We start from the raw sequence: 17,025 nt of genomic DNA on the forward strand, positions 1-17,025 counted from the left end.
CTCACAGCCGCCGATCTACGCACCGGCATCACTCGGCAGACTCCCGGAGCCCGCCGAGTAATGCATGGCACACACCTCGACGACTGTGCATCGCTTGTCGAGGTACCTGGTACTTCGTACTCCGTACCTCGTACCCGGTACCGCTCGCGAAGCGAGCCTACGACAACGGACCTCTCAGTCCTCGCCCACTTCAGGCCAGGAGGTGCGCGGGTCGGGTGCGTCGGGATCGATGCCGTATCTGTCGATCGCATCGCTGACGACTTCAGCCGGAATCGCACCCTCGGCCTCGAGGGCGGACAGCACGGCGACGACGACATGCCCGGTGTCGGTCTCGAAGAACCGTCGCAATGCCTCCCGGGTGTCGCTGCGCCCGTATCCGTCGGTACCGAGCGGGACGAACCGGCGAGGCACCCAGCGGGCGATCTGGTCGGGGACCGCTTTGAGGAAGTCCGTCACGGCAACGGTCGGACCAGAGGTGTTGCCGAGGAGACGGGTAACAAGCGGCACTCGAAGTTCGCTGCCCGGGTGCAATCGATTCCAGCGTTCGATGGAGAGCGCTTCTTCGCGAAGACGCTTGTAGGACGTGGCGCTCCACAGCTCCACACCGACGTCGTAGTGCTCGGCCAATTCGCGCCGGGCGTCTCGGGCCGCAGTGTGGGCCGTTCCCGAGAAGAGGATGGTCGCCCTGTGCGATGGCTCTTCGGGCGCCGCTGCCCATCGATAGAGGCCGTCGATGATGCCCTGTTCGACTCCGGCAGGTTTCAGAGGCTGGGCGTAGTTCTCGTTGTAGAGGGTGATGTAGAAGAAGACATCCTCTCCTTCGCCACCGTACATGCGCTCGATACCCCGTTCGATGATTGTGGCCAGTTCATAGGCGAACGCCGGGTCGTACGCTTCGCACGAAGGGACAGTCGAGGCGAGCAGGAGGCTGTGCCCATCCTGATGCTGCAAACCCTCGCCGAGCAGCGTCGTACGTCCCGCCGTAGCTCCCATGAGGAACCCTCGGGCTCGGGCGTCGGCCGCCGCCCACACGAAGTCGCCGATGCGTTGGAAGCCGAACATGGAGTAGAAGGTGTAGAACGGCACCATCGGCACGCCCCGGTTCGCATACGCCGTTGCCGCAGCGGTCCAGGAAGCAATCGCTCCCGCTTCGGTGATCCCCTCTTCGAGGATCTGGCCGTCGGTGTCCTCTTCGTAGGAGAGGAGGAGTCCTGCGTCGACGGGGACGTAGCGCTGTCCGTATGGCGCGTAGATCTTCAACTCTTTGAACAGCGAATCCATCCCAAATGTGCGGCCTTCGTCAGGGATGATCGGGACCACTCTGGGGCCGAACGTCTCGTGGCGAGCCAGGTTGCGGAGCAGCCGGGTGAACGCCATCGTGGTCGAGAGCTCTTGAGTACCTGAGCCGGAATCGAATTCGGAGAAGGGGTCCGGTCCCGGCAGTTCGATCGGCCTGCGGATTCTGGCACTCCGTTTGGGGACCGAACCGCCAAGCGTCTTGCGGCGGTTCATCAGGTACTCGTACTCGGGAGTGCCCACCGGTGGCCGGTAGTACGGCGGCTCCCTGTCTTCGGTCAGCATCTCGTCGGGGATCTCCTCTTGCAGGTGGAGGCGGTCCCGCAGCACGGTCAACTCGCGGCCGGTGAGTTTCTTGATCTGGTGAGTTGCGTTACGAGCCTCCACCGACGGACCGAGGGTCCAACCCTTGATCGTCTTGGCGAGGATTACCGTCGGGCGACCCTCATGCTCGACCGCTGCACGGTACGCCGCATAGATCTTGTGGTAGTCATGTCCGCCACGAGGAAGTTTCCGCAGTTGGTCGTCATTGAGGTGTTCGACGAGTTTGCGCAAACGGAGGTCCGGACCGAAGAAGTTCTCCCTGATGTACTCGCCGGACTCGACGGCGTACTTTTGGTACTCGCCGTCGAGGGTGCTGTTCATCTTGTTGACGAGGACGCCGTCGATGTCCCTTGCGAGCAACTCATCCCAGCTGGATCCCCAGATCACCTTGATGACGTTCCAGCCGGCACCACGGAACATAGCTTCCAATTCCTGAATGATCTTTCCGTTGCCCCTCACCGGCCCGTCGAGGCGCTGAAGATTGGCGTTGATGACCCATGTGAGGTTGTCGAGGCCTTCGCGTGCCGCGATGTTCACTCCGCCGAGTGATTCGGGCTCATCCATCTCCCCGTCGCCGAGGAACGCCCAGACACGTGACTGTGAAGTGTCGTCGATGTGGCGATTGTGGAGGTAGCGGTTGAAACGGGCCAGGTAGACGGAGTTGAGGGGACCCAATCCCATCGACACGGTCGGGAATTCCCAGAAGTCCGGCATAAGTCGGGGGTGTGGGTACGACGAGAGGCCCTGGCCGCCGACCTCGAGTCGGAAGCGGTCGAGTTGGTCCTCGGTCAGACGGCGTTCGAGGAAGGCACGGGCGTAGATGCCTGGGGCGGCGTGGCCCTGGATGTAGATATGGTCGCCGGGGGATCCGTCGGCTTTACCTCGGAAGAAGTGGTTGAAGCCGACTTCGTAGAGGGCAGCCGACGAAGCGAACGTCGACAGGTGGCCTCCGATTCCTTCGGCTGCATGGTTGGCACGCACGACCATGACGGCTGCGTTCCAGCGGATGAACCTCCGGATGCGCTTTTCGAGCGCATCGTCTCCCGGGAACCATGCCTGTTCCCCGGTCGGGATCGTGTTGACATAGGGGGTGTTGATCGTGGCGGGGATCCCGACCTGCTGTTCCCTGGCGCGCATCAACATGCGAGAGAGCACATAGCGTGCCCGGGTCTTGCCTTCGATGGCGATGAGCTGGTCGAGTGAGTCGAGCCACTCTTTGGTCTCGGTGGGGTCGGTGTCCGGGAGTTGCTGTACGAATCGGTCGATATTCACGAAGATCTCCCCGGCTTGTCGGTACAGAGGGTATCGAAGCATGAAGGTCTATGTGGAGTTGCGCGGCGAGATGATTCGGCTGGGCGTAGACTCGATTGACGTGCAGGATATCCATGCAGACAAATCGTTCTGGCTCGCCACCTATGGCCCCTACACGCCGAATGATCCGGTGACCGAATCGGTGGATGTCGACGTGGCCATCGTTGGCGGCGGCTTCACCGGACTCTCGACCGCCTACAACCTGCGGCTGCTCGAGCCGACGCTGCGAGTCGCGGTCCTGGAAGGTGAGGTGATCGGCTACGGAGCGAGTGGCCGGAACGGCGGCTTCTCCATGACGCTCTTCGGACTCGAACCGGCCGTCACCAAGTTCCGCTTCGGGGTCCAGCGGACCGTGGAGGCCCATCGATACATGGAGCGGGCGGTCGACTACGTCGATGACCTGGTTCGCAGTCGGAACCTTCAATCCGACTACTGGTTCCCTGGGTTTCTCCGGGTGGCAACCACTCCCGCCTACGCCAAACGCATCCAGCACGATATGAAACTGCTCACGGACATGGGCATCACCGGCCTCGAGTGGTGGGATGCCGATCGGGTGCGGGAGGAGGTCGATTCCCCCTTGTTCCTCGGTGCCTGGTGGGAACCCCGCTCCGGCCTCCTGAATCCGGCCAAGCACGTGCGGGAGCTGAAGAGAATCGCCCAGGAAGCCGGTGCGGTGATCTATGAGCGCAGTCCGGTCGAGCAGATCGGTCGCAGTGAGCGTTTCAGACTCGAGACTCCGAGAGGAACGGTCACTGCGGATCGAGTCGTGCTGGCCACCAACGCCTACTCGCATCTGCTGCCGGAGTTACGTCGCTCCCAGGCACCCGTCTTCACGCATATGGTTGTCACCGAACCGCTCTCCGATGAGCAATTGGGGGCCATTGGGTGGTCGAACCGGCAGGGCATCGAGGATGCCCGCAACCTCGTGCACTACTTCAGGCTCACCGCCGACAACCGCTTGGCGATGGGAGGGAGCGACGTGTCGCTCACGTATGGGAACGACATGGATCGCGATCTCAACGAGCGGGTGTTTCAAGACCTCGAGAGTGACGTCGTCGAAATCTTCCCGTCTCTTGCGGGTGTGAGGTTTACGGATCGATGGGGTGGGCCGGTGTCGGTGCCGGTCGACATGGCGCCGGCCATCGGTTTCTTGGGGGACCGGAGGGTCGTGTACTCGATCGGCTGTGTCGGGCACGGCGTGTCGCTGTCTCAGCTCAATGGGAAAACGATTGCCGATCTGGTGCTCGAGCGTGACACCGATCTGACCAGCGTCTGGTTCGTGGGGCGGCGACTGATCCCTTGGCCTCCGGAACCGCTCCGGTTCGCCCTGTCCGCAGGCATCCGAGGCTATCTACGGGGTGAGGACTGGGTCCACGAGCGCACGCTGCGTGCGGGGCGCTGAAACAGCGCCGGTACACTCGCCCGGTGGGCAGACTTCCTGCGTTCGATGACGTGTCGGCCGCCGCGGATCGGATCGGCGGTTTCGTACATCGCACTCCGATCATGACCTCCGCAACGCTGGACCGTGATCTCGACGCATCGGTGTTCTTCAAGTGCGAGAACCTCCAGAAGGTCGGTGCCTTCAAGGCCAGGGGAGCGATGAACGCCGTCCTCTCCCTCGACGAGGACACGGCCGCTCGCGGAGTGGTGACGCACTCGTCGGGGAATCATGGGCAGGCGCTCGCCTATGCGGCGTCGATCCGGAAGATCCCCTGTGCCGTCGTCATGCCGGACACGGCTCCACGGATCAAGGTCGACGCAGTTCGCGGCTACGGGGCCGACGTGGTGTTCTGCCCTCAGCCGGAGCGGGAGATCACCGCCGCACGGGTTCGTGCCGAGCGGGGAGCGACGATGGTCCATCCGTTCAACGACCCGGCGGTGATCGCCGGTCAGGGCACTGCTGCATTGGAACTGGTGGCCCAGGTCGAGGGTCTGGATCTTCTCGTTGCACCGATCGGAGGGGGAGGCCTGCTGTCGGGCACGGCGCTGGTGGCCGAAGCGCTCCTTCCCTCAGGCGCGGTAGTGGGGGCCGAACCCAAGTTGGTCGACGATGCGTATCGATCGCTGGTCAGCGGGTTTTTCCAGCCAAGGGTGCCCCATTCGGCGACCATCGCCGACGGGTTGTTGACCGGGATGGGGGAGTTGGCATTCGAGATCTTGCGAGAGCGCAAGGTCGAGATCGTGACAGTGTCCGAAGATCAGATCGTCGCAGCGGCGCGATTCTTCGCAGAGAGAATGAAGTTGGTGGTCGAGCCGTCCGGGGCGACGAGCTTGGCGGGCGTTCGGGAGATGGGGGAACGCGTCACCGGCCTGCGGGTTGGCGTGATCATCTCTGGCGGCAACACCGATTTCTCTTGGCTGCACCGCTGAACCCTGGGCTCGTAAGCACCGTCAGGGTACCTACGAGCCCAGGGTTCAAGTGCACACGCGACCGTCGGGTGGAACGGATCGGTTCCGCGTGCGACATACGCCTAACTGCGGTGGGCGGAAGTCCGATAGTTGTCGAGGGTGGAAGCGTCGCGACGGCTGTACGTTTCTTACTCACCATGCCCGGGCCTGAATCCGGGATATGAGTCATTGGGAGGATGGAATATGAGGACGAACTCGAGAAAGCCGATTCTGATCTGGGTCATGGCGATCGTACTCGCCCTGGTGGCCGCTGCGTGTAGCAGCGGTACGCAAGGCGAAGAGACGACTTCGACCGCTGCCGCTTCACCTACCACATCGGAGGGAACAGCAGCATCGACGACGACAGCGCCACCGGAGACGACGGAGACGACTGCTCCCGCGGAACCGATCAACATTGCGTATCTGTCGGCCAGTTCGGCCAACACTTGGCTGCTGTCGTCGAAGGCCGAGATGGAGAAGGTGGCTGATGCCACAGGATTCAAGATCGTCGAGTTCGACGGGCAATTCAATCCGGAGACACAGACACAGCAGCTTCAGGACATCATCGCCTCGGGTGACTATGCCGGAGTCGTGGTGTGCGGGATCTTTGGCGAAGGCCTGATCCCTGATCTGCAGGATGCGATGGATCGGGGCATGGAAGTCGTGGTTCTGAACCAGGTCGTCGGACCCAAGTTGGACACACCCGACCCCCAGGTCGAGGGCTTCGCCGCCTCCATACTGGCTCCTCCTCTCCGATCGGGAGAACGCATGGGCGAGCTGACACTGCAGGCGTGCGAGGGCGTTGATCCTTGTCGAGTGGTGTACTTCTACGGTATCAAAGGCACCCCGATCGACACTGCTCTCAGACAGGGTTTCGATGCCGTGATCAGCCAGAATCCGGCGATCGAGGTCGTTGCCGAGGGCGAGGGAAAGTACCTGGGCCCCGAGCAGGGTATGACCGCCATGCAGGACATCATGCAGGCGACCCCCGAGTTCGAGGTCGTCGTTGGGGCTGATCAGCCGATTCAAGGTGTTGAGATCGTCCTCGCGGATGAGGGAAGGCTGGATGCCGTCAAGTTGATCGGTCTGGGAGGTTCCGTGCCGGCTCTGGAGGCCATTGCAGATGGTCGCTGGTTTGGTGACGTGTTTGGAGCGCCCGGAACCGAAGGTCGCCTTGCCATGGAAGCGATGGTGGACGCCGTGCTCAATGGCAACCACGAAGGGGGAATCGATCCTCTGGCCACGCTTCCTGACAACGGTCTGGTGACCAGAGACAACGTTGACAAGTTCACCGCGGAGTGGCAGGGCTGAGCAGTCGTGCCTGTCCCCGCTGTCACCCACATCGAGCTCGAAAGGATCGGGAAGCGCTTCGGCGCAACCCAGGCGGTCGACCGAGCCAACCTGAAGGTCGAGCGCGGAACGATCCATGCTCTTGTGGGGGAGAACGGGGCCGGCAAATCGACTCTTGGCAAGATCATTGCCGGAGTCCTGCCCCCGGACGAGGGCGTGCTCAAGGTGTCGGGGCGACCGGTCGTATTCCGGTCGCCCCGACACGCACTCGAGCATGGCATCACGACGATCGCTCAGGAACTGTCTCTGGTACCGGCACGAACGGTCCTGGAGAACGTGTTTCTGGGAATCGAGGACCACGCCGGTCCTGTAGTTCTCCGTTCGGTGTTACAGAGGCGATATGAAGACCTCGTTCAGCGTTCCGGTATCGGGGTCCCGCGGGAGCGCCTCGTGCGGTTCCTCACGATCGCCGAGCAACAGAAGGTGGAGATCCTTCGGGCGCTGGCGAGGCAGGCAGACCTGATCTTCATGGATGAGCCGACGGCTCGTCTGTCAACGTCGGAGGCCGAGCACCTGCACGCTGTCGTTCGTCGACTCAAAGAGTCGGGGACGACGGTGGTGTTCGTCTCGCACCTGCTGGACGAAGTGCTCGCCCTCGCGGATGTGGTCACCATCATGCGCGACGGACAGATCGTCCGCACAGGCCCAACCTCGGAGGAGACACACGACTCGCTCATCGAAGCGATGATCGGCCGGCGTCTCGAGTCGACATTCCCGCCGAAACAACTGCCGCCGATCGACAGCCCCGAAGTCCTTCGTGTCGAAGGTTTGACCCGGAGAGGCGCGTTCCGGGACGTCTCGTTCACGGTACGCAGGGGCGAGATCGTTGTGCTCGCCGGCCTCGTCGGTTCGGGGCGTAGCGAAGTTGCCCGCGCCGTCTTCGGCGCGGACGGATACGACTCAGGGTCGGTGTGGATCGATGGCTCTGCTCAAGTGATCCGATCGCCGGGCGACGCCATCGCCAACGGTATCGCCATGGTTCCGGAGTCGCGGAAGGACCAAGGTCTCGTACCTGCCCGTTCGGTACGGGAGAATGTCACGTTGCCACATCTCGGCAGGTTCTCACGATTCGGGATCATCGACGGGACCAAAGAAGTGGGACAGTGCCGGGCCTTGATCGAAGCCGTCGAGGTCCGGGGTGCGTCGACCGAATCGGTGATGCGGTCGTTGTCGGGAGGCAATCAGCAGAAGACCCTGTTCGCGCGTTGGCTGCTGCATCGACCTCGGATCCTGATAGCCGACGAACCGACGCGGGGTGTTGATGTGGGTGCAAAACGGGCGATCTACGCCCTACTCATCAAGGTCGCACAGCAGGGGTCTGCTGTGCTCATCATCTCTTCGGAGTTGGAAGAAGTCATGGGCATGGCGCACCGGATCCTCGTGATGAGAGAGGGCCGCATCGTCGAGGAAATCGATGCGAATACGGCCACTGAGGAAGAAGTGGTCGGGGCCGCATTCGGGACAGGAACAGGAGTACGGGGTAAATGAGTGATGAAATTCTGACAGCATCGCTCCCTGAGCAGGGGTACGTGGTGTCCACTTGGGTGCACCGCTTCCGCAGCTACGGGATCGTATGGGTGACCGCGGCTCTGTTCCTTCTCCTCACAGTCACGACGGACGGATTCTTGACGCCCACAAACCTTCGAAACATCCTTGATCAGCAGGCGGCGCTTCTCATCGCCGCGTCGGTGGCGACGCTCACCATGATCGCCGGCGGGTTCGACGTTTCCCTGTCGGCAATAGCGATTGCCTCTGGACTGACGGCACTTCGTTTCGAGAATGCCACGGATTCCATCATCATCGGTATCCTCGCCGGGCTCCTCGCCGGACTTGTGTTTGGTGCGTTCAACGCGCTCGTCGTGTCCGTGTTGAAGGTCAACTCCTTCATCGCCACTCTGGCAACTTCCTTCATCATCTTCGGATACGGTTTCGTTATCAGTGAGCGCAGCATCCTGCGGCCTGCCAACCACGACTTCTCCGCGATCGCACGCACGAGAGTATTTGGGCTGACCATTACGACGTATGTGGCCATAGCCGTGATCGCGATCAGCTGGTTCGTGCTCAGTCGGACACGATTCGGCCGCTACGTCTACGCCGCCGGCGGCAATGCAGAGGCAGCTCGCCTCGCCGGTGTCCGCGTCAGCTGGGTGGTTGCTGCCACGTTTGCCCTTGGGGGTCTTGCCGCAGGTCTCGCCGGCACACTTTCGGCCGCTCGGACCATGAGTGCACAGCCTTCAGACAGTTTCTCTTTCGTGTTTGCGGTCATCGCCGCCATCGTCGTTGGCGGGACATCGATCGCAGGGGGTGAAGGCGCCGTGTGGCGAACGGTGTTGGGCGCCCTGTTCATCGCCATCATGATCAATGGCTTCAACCTCCATCAGATCGATCCAATCTTCCAGAGGGTGGTTCAGGGGTCCGTGATCCTTGGCGCGGTCGGCATCGACGCATGGTCGCAGGCTCGCAGAGGATGACAATCGTCGTAGAGAACGAAGCGGGCTCGTTTCCAGAGCCGGAAAGGGGAACATGAGAACTATCACTGTGGATGACATCGACGATCTGACGCTCGGAGCGACACTGCTGGGCACAGGTGGCGGTGGCGATCCGTACATCGCGAAACTCATGGTCAGACAAGCCATCGAGGATCATGGTCCGGTGAAGGTCGTGGAGCCATCGGAGCTTCCGAAAGACGGACTTGTCTTGACCACGGCGGTGATCGGAGCGCCGACTGTGATCCTCGAGAAGATCCCGGCCGGCACGGAGTTCATGTCCGCCGTGAAGGCCATGGCCAAGTATCTCGGCAGCGACCCTGTCGCTCTCATGCCGATCGAGGTGGGGGGAATGAACACCCTGATACCCCTCGCGACTGCTGCCGAGATGGGACTGCCGGTCATCGATGCCGATTCGATGCGACGAGCGTTCCCACAGATCGAGATGACGGTCTTCACACTTGCCGGACTCAAGGCAGCGCCCCTCTCGATCGCCGACGAGAAGGGGAATCTGGCCGTCTTCGAGACGACGACCAATCAGATCGCCGAGACTCTCGCTCGCGGAGCAGTGATCTCGTTGGGTCTGGCCAATGCCATCTCGTGCTATCCACTGACGGTGCAGCAGATAGCAGCTCATGGAATCCTCGGTTCCATGAGCTATTGCATCGACGTTGGCAGCCGTCTTGCCGCCATTCAACGCGGCGAGGAGGGCGCCTACGAAGAGTTCATGGCCTTTACCAACGGCAGAAAGGTCTTCACCGGAAAGGTGATCGATATCGATCGGCGAACCACCGAAGGGTTTGCGCGCGGAACTGTGACTCTCGAACACCTCGACGATCCCGGCCGGCAAATGGCCGTGGAGATCCAGAACGAGAACCTCATCGCCTTCGAGGACGGGCAGCCGGTCATCAGTGTTCCAGATTTGATCTGTCTGTTGGACCACGAGACTTCGGAGCCGATCACCACGGAGACTCTGGCATACGGTCAGCGACTGGACGTCGTCGGCCTTCCGTGTGCTCCGGAGTGGCACCAGCCCGGGATGCTCGATGTCGTCGGTCCGCGGGCGTTCGGCTACGACGTGGACTATTCCCCATTGGGAGGTGAAGCCGTATGAAGAAGCTTCGCGTTGGGATCGACGTCGGAGGCACCAACACCGACGCGGTCGTCGTCGACGAGGCAGGCGCGATGCTTGCCTCGACCAAGACCCCCACGACACCGGATCCCCTCGACGGGATCGCGACGGCACTTGGCGTGGTTGTCGGGGAGGTCGATGGCAGCGCCATCACGAAGGCGATGTTGGGAACCACTCATCCGGCGAACGCGATCATTCAGCGGCGTGAGCTCGGCCGAGTCGGCGTGCTTCGCCTCGCGGCGCCATCATCGCTCGCTGTCCGGCCCAGCGCCGCTTGGCCCGATGACCTCCATCAGGCGGTGATTGGTCCTGTGGCAATCGTCGGTGGCGGCTACGAATACGACGGACGGGAAATCGCCCCGCTGGACATCGATGCGATCCGCAGATTTGCCGCCGAATGCGAAGGGAACGTGTCGGCGATCGCGGTGTCATGTGCCTTCAGCCCGGCGAGTTTCGACCACGAGTTCGAGGCTCGCGAGATCCTGAAGGAGAGGCTGGGAGACTCGGTCGACGTGTCCCTCAGTCATCAAGTGGGCACACTCGGCCTGCTGGAACGTGAGAACGCCACCGTCCTCAACGCTGCGCTCCTCGGTGTCGCGAGGCGTGTCGTGGAAGGTTTCCAGGCAGCACTTGCCAACCAGGGACTCAGCGTCGACTCGTACCTGACTCAGAATGACGGGACGCTGATGACCACGGATGAGGCCGTTCGATTCCCGATTCTGACGGTTGGCTCCGGGCCCACCAATTCGATGCGGGGTGCGTGTGCCCTGGCCGGCATCTCTGATGCGCTCGTTTTCGATGTTGGAGGGACATCCACTGATGTCGGGATACTCGTCAACGGGTTCCCGCGTGAGTCCGCGTTTGCCGTAGAAGTGGGCGGAGTCCGCACCAACTTCCGGATGCCGGATCTCGTTTCGATCGGCCTGGGTGGTGGAACGATCGTGCGCGGCGCCGGTCCCGACGTGACGGTCGGACCCGACTCGGTCGGGTATCGAGTGGGGACCGAAGCCCTCGTGGCCGGTGGTCAGACAACGACTCTCTCCGACGTCGCGGTCAAGTTGGGCAGACTTCATGGATTCGGGGACCCGGCGTTGCTGAACGGGTTGTCGGCGGAGAAAGCGGAGGCTGCCATCGCATGGGTCGACGGCCAGATCAACACGCTGTCCGACCGAATGAAGGCCAGCCGGCAAGAGCTTCCGCTCATCGCCGTCGGGGGTGGATCGCCCCTCATCGCCGATGATGTCCCCGGCACATCCAAGGTCATTCGACCGATGTACCACTCGGTCGCCAACGCCTTCGGGGCAGCGATCGCCGAAGCGTCGGGTGCGATCGATCGTGTCTACCGATACGGTACGTTGGGGCGCGACGCTTGCCTCGACGAAGCGAAGGAACTTGCTCGTGAGGCTGCCATCCGAGGAGGAGCAGCCCCTGAGACGGTACGGATCACCTCGGTATTAGAGGTGCCGATGACCTACGTTCCCGGCGAAGGATGCAGGGTACAAGTGAAGGCGGCGGGTCCACTCGCGTCGTAGCAGAACAGTCTGTCAGGAGAATCGTGTACAACAACATACCCATGGCGGATGCCCACAACGATCTGTTGTTGGGCGTCCACTATCAGAGAGAACGGGGGTATCAGGACCCGTTTGGCGATTTCTGGCTGCCACAGCTGCGCTCCGGCGGAGTGGTCCTGCAGGTACTACCGGTGTTCACGGAGGAGCAGCACGTCGGGGAAGGCGCCTTGCGGCGTTCGCTCCTCGTACTCGAGACGGCTCGGTGGCTCGCCGAGGAACATCGGAGCGACGTTGCGATTGTGGAGACGTCGAATGAGCTGAGGAAGGCGATCGACAACGGTCAGATCGCCATGATCCTGGCCCTGGAGGGTGCCGAACCTATCGGTGCCGACGTTTCGGTCATTGACACCTTCTGGCGCCTCGGTGTCCGGATCGCATCGCTCACCTGGAACCGGCGGACCATGCTCGCCGATGGAACCGGAGAGAGCAGAACCGGTGGGCGGCTGACGACGCTCGGTGTGGAAGCGATCGCGGAGATGGAACGTATCGGAATGGTCGTCGATGTCAGTCACCTCTCCGACGCAGGTGTTGCCCACGTTGCCGAACTCGTATCGAGGCCGTTCGTGGCGACCCATTCGGCTTGTCGGGCCCTTCAGCCGCATCCTCGAAACCTGACCGATTCCCAGGTGGAGGTGATTGCAGCGTCCGGAGGGTTCGTCGGCTTGAACGCCTTTGGGCCGTTTCTCGCGGACGACCCGGCGCTTGCCCATTACGTGGATCATATCGAGCACGCGGTGAAACTTGTCGGCGCCGAGCACGTGGCGCTCGGTCCGGACTTCATCGAGGATCTCATCAACACAGTCGACCCTGTCCTCGGCAAGGCGTTGGTCAACCTCGAGGATCTATCGATCCTCGAAGACATGGCACGACCTGCGGACCTCGCCGGGCTCGGTCCGCTGTTGATCGACCGGCTTGGCGAGTCGGATGCTCGTGCCGTCGCCTCGGAAACGATGATTTCCCTGTTGGAGCGGCTGTTGCCATGAGGGAGGTCGGCGCTTCCAGGGTGGCCAGTGCGGGGGATGTCTATCGAGCGTACAACGACGCGGAGAATCGGCAGGACCACGAAACGATGGACAGTTTGCTGGCCGATGACATCGAGATCACCGTGAACGGAGTCACTGCCATCTCTTCTGCCGAGGGTGACGCAGTTGCGATGGCCGCGCTGTTCGAAGCGTACCCGGACTATCGGCGAGAGATCCTGGGGATCGTGGAAGAACGAACCAAGGCCGCCGTCCGCTGGCGAATGGTCGGGACCCCGGCTGGAAAGATCCGAGACCAACTCGGGCCACTTGATCTCCACGGCTGTTCCGTTGTAGAGGTGAAGGAGGGAAAGATCAGTCGCGCTTGGCTGTATTCGGCGGATGGGCCAATCGGGAAGATTCTCGCCTTGGCTGCGGAAAAGGGTGCAGGATGACCTCGACTGATGCTCTCGTCATTGGCGGTGGCATAGCCGGCGCATCGATTGCGTACGCTCTATCGGAGCACATGGACGTGCTTCTCGTCGAGCAGGAGTCAACGCTCGCATATCACACAACCGGGCGGTCGGCTGCCCAGTACTTCGAAAACTACGGTGCCCAAGGTGCCCGTTCGTTGACGAAGGCAAGTCGGTCCTTCCTGGAGCATCCCCCAGAGGGCCTCGTCGACTGGCCGCTCATGACACCACGAGGAGCGCTGATCGTTGGGCGTGAAGACCAACGTGATGCGATCAATGCAGCCGCCGAGCTCGGGAACGCGACCAACTCCCAGATTCGGCTGGTGGGGGCTGAAGAAGTCGTCGCGATGGTTCCCGTTCTCCGTTCGCCTCATGCAGTGGCGGGCGTGTGGGAGCCGGGGGCGGCCGAGTTGGACGTTGCTGCTCTGCATCAGGCTTTCATCCGTGGAGCAAGGCGCAACGGGAGCCAGATCCGGACATCGGCACCAGCCACGAGGTTCACGAGGCAGAGTGGCCAGTGGGTGGTGACGGTGGGCGATGAAGAGGTCCGCGCCCGGTTCATCATGAACGCGGCCGGAGCATGGGGTGATGTCGTGGCGACGAGAGCCGGCGTGCGGCCGATTGGTCTGACCGCCCACCGCCGAACCGTCTTCATGGCTTCGGGTGTCGAGGGTTCCCGGCTCTGGCCCCTCGTCGTCAACGTTGGAGACGAGTACTACTTCAAGCCGGATGGCGAGCAGATTCTGTGTTCCCTCTCAGATGAGTCTCCATCCGAGCCTTGCGATGCGCGTCCTGTCGATCTCGATATCGCTCTCGCAATCGAGCGGATCAACGAAGCCACGACGCTGAATATCCGCTCTGTCCGTTCCTCCTGGGCCGGGCTCCGGACCTTCGCCGACGACCGGGAGATGGTGATCGGGTTTGATCCGGATGTCGAAGGGTTCTTTTGGTATGTTGGCCAGGGGGGAACGGGTATTCAGACGTCCCCCGCCGCCGCGACGTTGGCTGCCGGACTCATCGTCGAAGGTGCGGTGCCAAAACGGCTACTCGAGTTTGGTGTCGATGCGTCGGTGATGAACCCGGGACGTCTGCGCCGATGAATGTGTGTGTCCAGGGGTGTCGGAGTCCTCGGAGGAAGGTAAGGAGCCCGCTGAGTAATGCATGGCACGCATCTCGACGACCGTGCATCGCCGCTCGCGGCGTTCTCCGCCTCAACGCACCCCGGAGGGTGCGCCTTCGTTGTGCGGCCTTGCGAGCGATGCTCACGGCCGCCGATCTACGCACCGGCATCACTCGGCAGACTCCCAGGAGCCCGCTGAGTAATGCATGGCACGCATCTCGACGGTGGGAACCCCGTCCTGCGGCGAAGGCGCCGACCAGCGACGTGAGCCTCTGGAGGCTGCATTGAAGCTGCAGCTCGACGAGTTCCTCGTCTGGGACAATCACACCTATACCACGCCATCGCCCGGAACCAGATCGATCGAAGAACTTCGACGGCACTTCGCGGCAGGTTTCGACGTGGCGTTCCTCAACATCGGCGATGCGGATCGGAGTCTGGAACACGTGGTCCGTCTGGCCTCCTTCTATCGGCGATGGATCCGAGGCCACGAGAGCGAGTTCATCCTGCTGGATTCTGTTGCTGAGATAGACCTGGCCAGAGCGACAGGAAGGATGGCCATCGCGTTCGACATCGAGGGAGCTTTCTGTCTCGGAGATCAGGCAGACATCGTGGAACTGTTGTATGAACTCGGAGTCCGATGGATGGCACTTGCATACAATCGGCGCAACCTCGTGGGCTCCGGCGTCCACGACGAGGTCGATGGGGGGTTGACTCCGTTTGGTGTGCTAGTCGCAGACGAGATGGATCGAGTCGGCATGATCAAGTGTCTCAGTCACACCGGTTACCGAACAGCGATGGATGTCCTCGAACGCAGCACGAAGCCGTGTATCTTCTCGCACTCGAATCCGAGAGCCCTCTGGGACCACGAACGCAATATCCCTGATGCCCTCATCGTTGCATGTGCCGAAACCGGGGGAGTGGTCGGTATCAACGGTATCAACATCTTCCTTGGAGACGGATCTCCTACTGCCGAGTCCATGGTTCGCAGTATCGACTACGTCGTGGAGCTTGCCGGGATCGATCATGTCGGCCTCGGATTCGACTCCGGCTACCTGAGTGAGGGCGATATTGGTGACTTCCTGTCCGATCCAGCGTTTTGGCCGGAGGGGAACGACTACGACAAGCTCATCGAGTGCGTGCCACCGGAGTCGATTGGTGCGATCGTGGAAGGTCTGAGCGAGCTCGGCTATAAACCAGTCGATATCGCCAAGGTTCTCGGGGGCAACATGCGCCGTGTTGCAGAGCGCGTGTGGCTGCCTGGACACTCAGGCTGATGATGTGTGATCAGAAATCATCAGCCATCCTTTTGGGAACTTCACGAACTGGAGTGTGAAGAGCCCTTCGAGTTCGCCGGTATCCCTCGTGATCAGCCAGCGACCGAAGACGACGGCACGATCGCCGGTTACGATTTCGATCTCGAGATCGGTGTACTCGAGAAGGCCCATTGCGGCCCTGTCGGGGTAGGCATCGTGGAATCGCTCACGCACTGCCTCGAAACCGCGCAGGACCTGCGACCCGGAGGCATATCTGACTCCATCGGAGTGCCAATAGGTTGTCAGAAGACTGTCGATGTCGCCCTGATTCCAGGCATCCTGTTGGCGGGTGAGCACTGTTTGCAGTTCGGCGAGGATCGCTTCTTCCTCGGCTGCGGTGAGGGGTGGAGAGATCCTGGTCGTGTTCCTCTTCAAGGCTTTCCTCCCTGATCGTGACACAAGGCCGACACCTACCGGTATTCCGCGCCGCCTGGAAGCCGGCGAGTCCGGGCCTGATGGCCCTACTCCGGTGTGGTCGGCGATTCGGGTGCCGACTACGGCCCGATCCTATGGAATGGGAGCGCGACGTTGCACCGTTCGATCGTTGAGTCATTCTTCACTCTGGTCGCGCGTTCGGCGAAAAGATGGACACCGGCAAGTGTGTTCGACCCGACAACTGTGGCAACGGGCACCAGAAAACAGCGACGATCGTTTGAGGACGACCGACGGGCCGGAGCATACAGTTGCCATTACGCCTGATGCTGACAGTTCTCGTCGGTGATGCGGAACGGGGAGGACATAGGTGAAGGTGGCGAGTGCGGGGCAGTCTCATCATGATGCCGGCCTGACGAGTGCCACCTTCTTCACACTTCCCGAGTCAAGACCCGGCCTGTGCTGGGGAGGAGGACCTGGGCGCAACCGGCTGTTGCTCACCCTCGGTCTTCACTGCGGCATTGGAGCACAGAAACCCCGACAGAGGAGAGCACAGTGAGAAAACCGGTTCGCCTGTTGATACTGGTCATGCTGATCGCCCTGGTTGCTGCGGCTTGCGGAGCCGGCGGATCCAGCGACACGACCGCTCCCGAGAGTACGACTGCTCCCGAGAGTACGACCGCTCCCGAGAGTACGACCGCTCCCGAGAAAGAGGTGAAGAAGGTCGCGTTCTTTGGCTTTTCGGCAGCAAACGGGTTCGCTCAGGCGACCTGGGCCGGCATCCAGGAGGGTGCCGCGGAGTTGGGGGTCGAGGTCAAATTTTTCGATCCGAATTTCGATGCCAATACCCAAGTGTCCCAGATCCAGGATGCCATTACTAGCGGTGACTACCAGGCCTTCATCATCCAGGCCAATGACGGAAACGCAGTG

Annotated in this window: 14 protein-coding genes; 12 read left to right on the forward strand and 2 right to left on the reverse strand. The window is 61.9% G+C overall.

Features of this window, described 5'->3' with window-relative positions:
- Window positions 1-174: 174 nt before the first annotated feature.
- Window positions 175-2,934: a pyruvate dehydrogenase (acetyl-transferring), homodimeric type gene (gene aceE / locus GWP04_08970; protein ID NIA25686.1), complete on the reverse strand. Its 2,760-nt coding sequence runs from the start codon at window positions 2,932-2,934 to the stop codon at window positions 175-177.
- A gap of 28 nt (window positions 2,935-2,962) precedes the next feature.
- Between aceE and GWP04_08975 the strand changes: the two genes are divergently transcribed.
- From GWP04_08975 to GWP04_09025, 11 genes are all read left to right on the forward strand, one after another.
- On the forward strand, window positions 2,963-4,333 hold the full coding sequence (locus tag GWP04_08975) for an FAD-dependent oxidoreductase (GenBank protein ID NIA25687.1): 1,371 nt from the start codon (window positions 2,963-2,965) through the stop codon (window positions 4,331-4,333).
- A 23-nt stretch (window positions 4,334-4,356) separates the two neighbouring features.
- The gene (locus GWP04_08980; GenBank protein NIA25688.1) at window positions 4,357-5,301 is read left to right on the forward strand and encodes a pyridoxal-phosphate dependent enzyme; all 945 of its coding nucleotides are present in this window, start codon (window positions 4,357-4,359) and stop codon (window positions 5,299-5,301) included.
- Between the two features lie 261 nt (window positions 5,302-5,562).
- A complete protein-coding gene (locus tag GWP04_08985; protein ID NIA25689.1) occupies window positions 5,563-6,630 on the forward strand; it encodes a substrate-binding domain-containing protein in 1,068 nt (355 codons plus the stop codon).
- Between the two features lie 6 nt (window positions 6,631-6,636).
- A complete protein-coding gene (locus GWP04_08990) occupies window positions 6,637-8,157 on the forward strand; it encodes an ATP-binding cassette domain-containing protein (GenBank protein NIA25690.1) in 1,521 nt (506 codons plus the stop codon).
- Complete coding sequence (locus GWP04_08995) at window positions 8,154-9,140, forward strand: hypothetical protein (protein ID NIA25691.1); 987 nt, start codon at window positions 8,154-8,156, stop codon at window positions 9,138-9,140. Before GWP04_08990 ends, GWP04_08995 begins: the two co-directional genes overlap by 4 nt.
- A gap of 52 nt (window positions 9,141-9,192) precedes the next feature.
- A complete protein-coding gene (locus GWP04_09000; protein NIA25692.1) occupies window positions 9,193-10,269 on the forward strand; it encodes a DUF917 family protein in 1,077 nt (358 codons plus the stop codon).
- The gene (locus GWP04_09005) at window positions 10,266-11,819 is read left to right on the forward strand and encodes a hydantoinase/oxoprolinase family protein (protein ID NIA25693.1); all 1,554 of its coding nucleotides are present in this window, start codon (window positions 10,266-10,268) and stop codon (window positions 11,817-11,819) included. The genes GWP04_09000 and GWP04_09005 overlap by 4 nt, the downstream gene beginning before the upstream one ends.
- Window positions 11,820-11,839: 20 nt before the next feature.
- Window positions 11,840-12,841 carry a thermostable dipeptidase gene (locus tag GWP04_09010; GenBank protein NIA25694.1) on the forward strand — a complete coding sequence of 334 codons (1,002 nt, stop codon included), beginning with the start codon at window positions 11,840-11,842 and terminating at the stop codon, window positions 12,839-12,841.
- Entirely contained in the window at window positions 12,838-13,272 is a 435-nt protein-coding gene (locus GWP04_09015) for a hypothetical protein (protein NIA25695.1), read from the forward strand. The genes GWP04_09010 and GWP04_09015 overlap by 4 nt, the downstream gene beginning before the upstream one ends.
- Window positions 13,269-14,390: an FAD-dependent oxidoreductase gene (locus GWP04_09020; GenBank protein ID NIA25696.1), complete on the forward strand. Its 1,122-nt coding sequence runs from the start codon at window positions 13,269-13,271 to the stop codon at window positions 14,388-14,390. Before GWP04_09015 ends, GWP04_09020 begins: the two co-directional genes overlap by 4 nt.
- 226 nt (window positions 14,391-14,616) lie before the next feature.
- Window positions 14,617-15,684 carry a membrane dipeptidase gene (locus tag GWP04_09025; GenBank protein ID NIA25697.1) on the forward strand — a complete coding sequence of 356 codons (1,068 nt, stop codon included), beginning with the start codon at window positions 14,617-14,619 and terminating at the stop codon, window positions 15,682-15,684.
- Here the strand turns inward: GWP04_09025 and GWP04_09030 are convergent.
- Entirely contained in the window at window positions 15,676-16,098 is a 423-nt protein-coding gene (locus GWP04_09030) for a DUF3225 domain-containing protein (protein NIA25698.1), read from the reverse strand. The two genes, GWP04_09025 and GWP04_09030, sit on opposite strands and share 9 nt — an antisense overlap.
- 585 nt (window positions 16,099-16,683) lie before the next feature.
- Between GWP04_09030 and GWP04_09035 the strand changes: the two genes are divergently transcribed.
- A partial coding sequence (locus GWP04_09035; protein NIA25699.1) for a substrate-binding domain-containing protein occupies window positions 16,684-17,025 on the forward strand: 342 nt, incomplete at its 3' end.

The sequence above is a fragment of the Gammaproteobacteria bacterium genome (genome assembly GCA_011682695.1).
GTDB lineage: Bacteria > Actinomycetota > Acidimicrobiia > Spongiisociales > UBA4744 > BMS3Bbin01.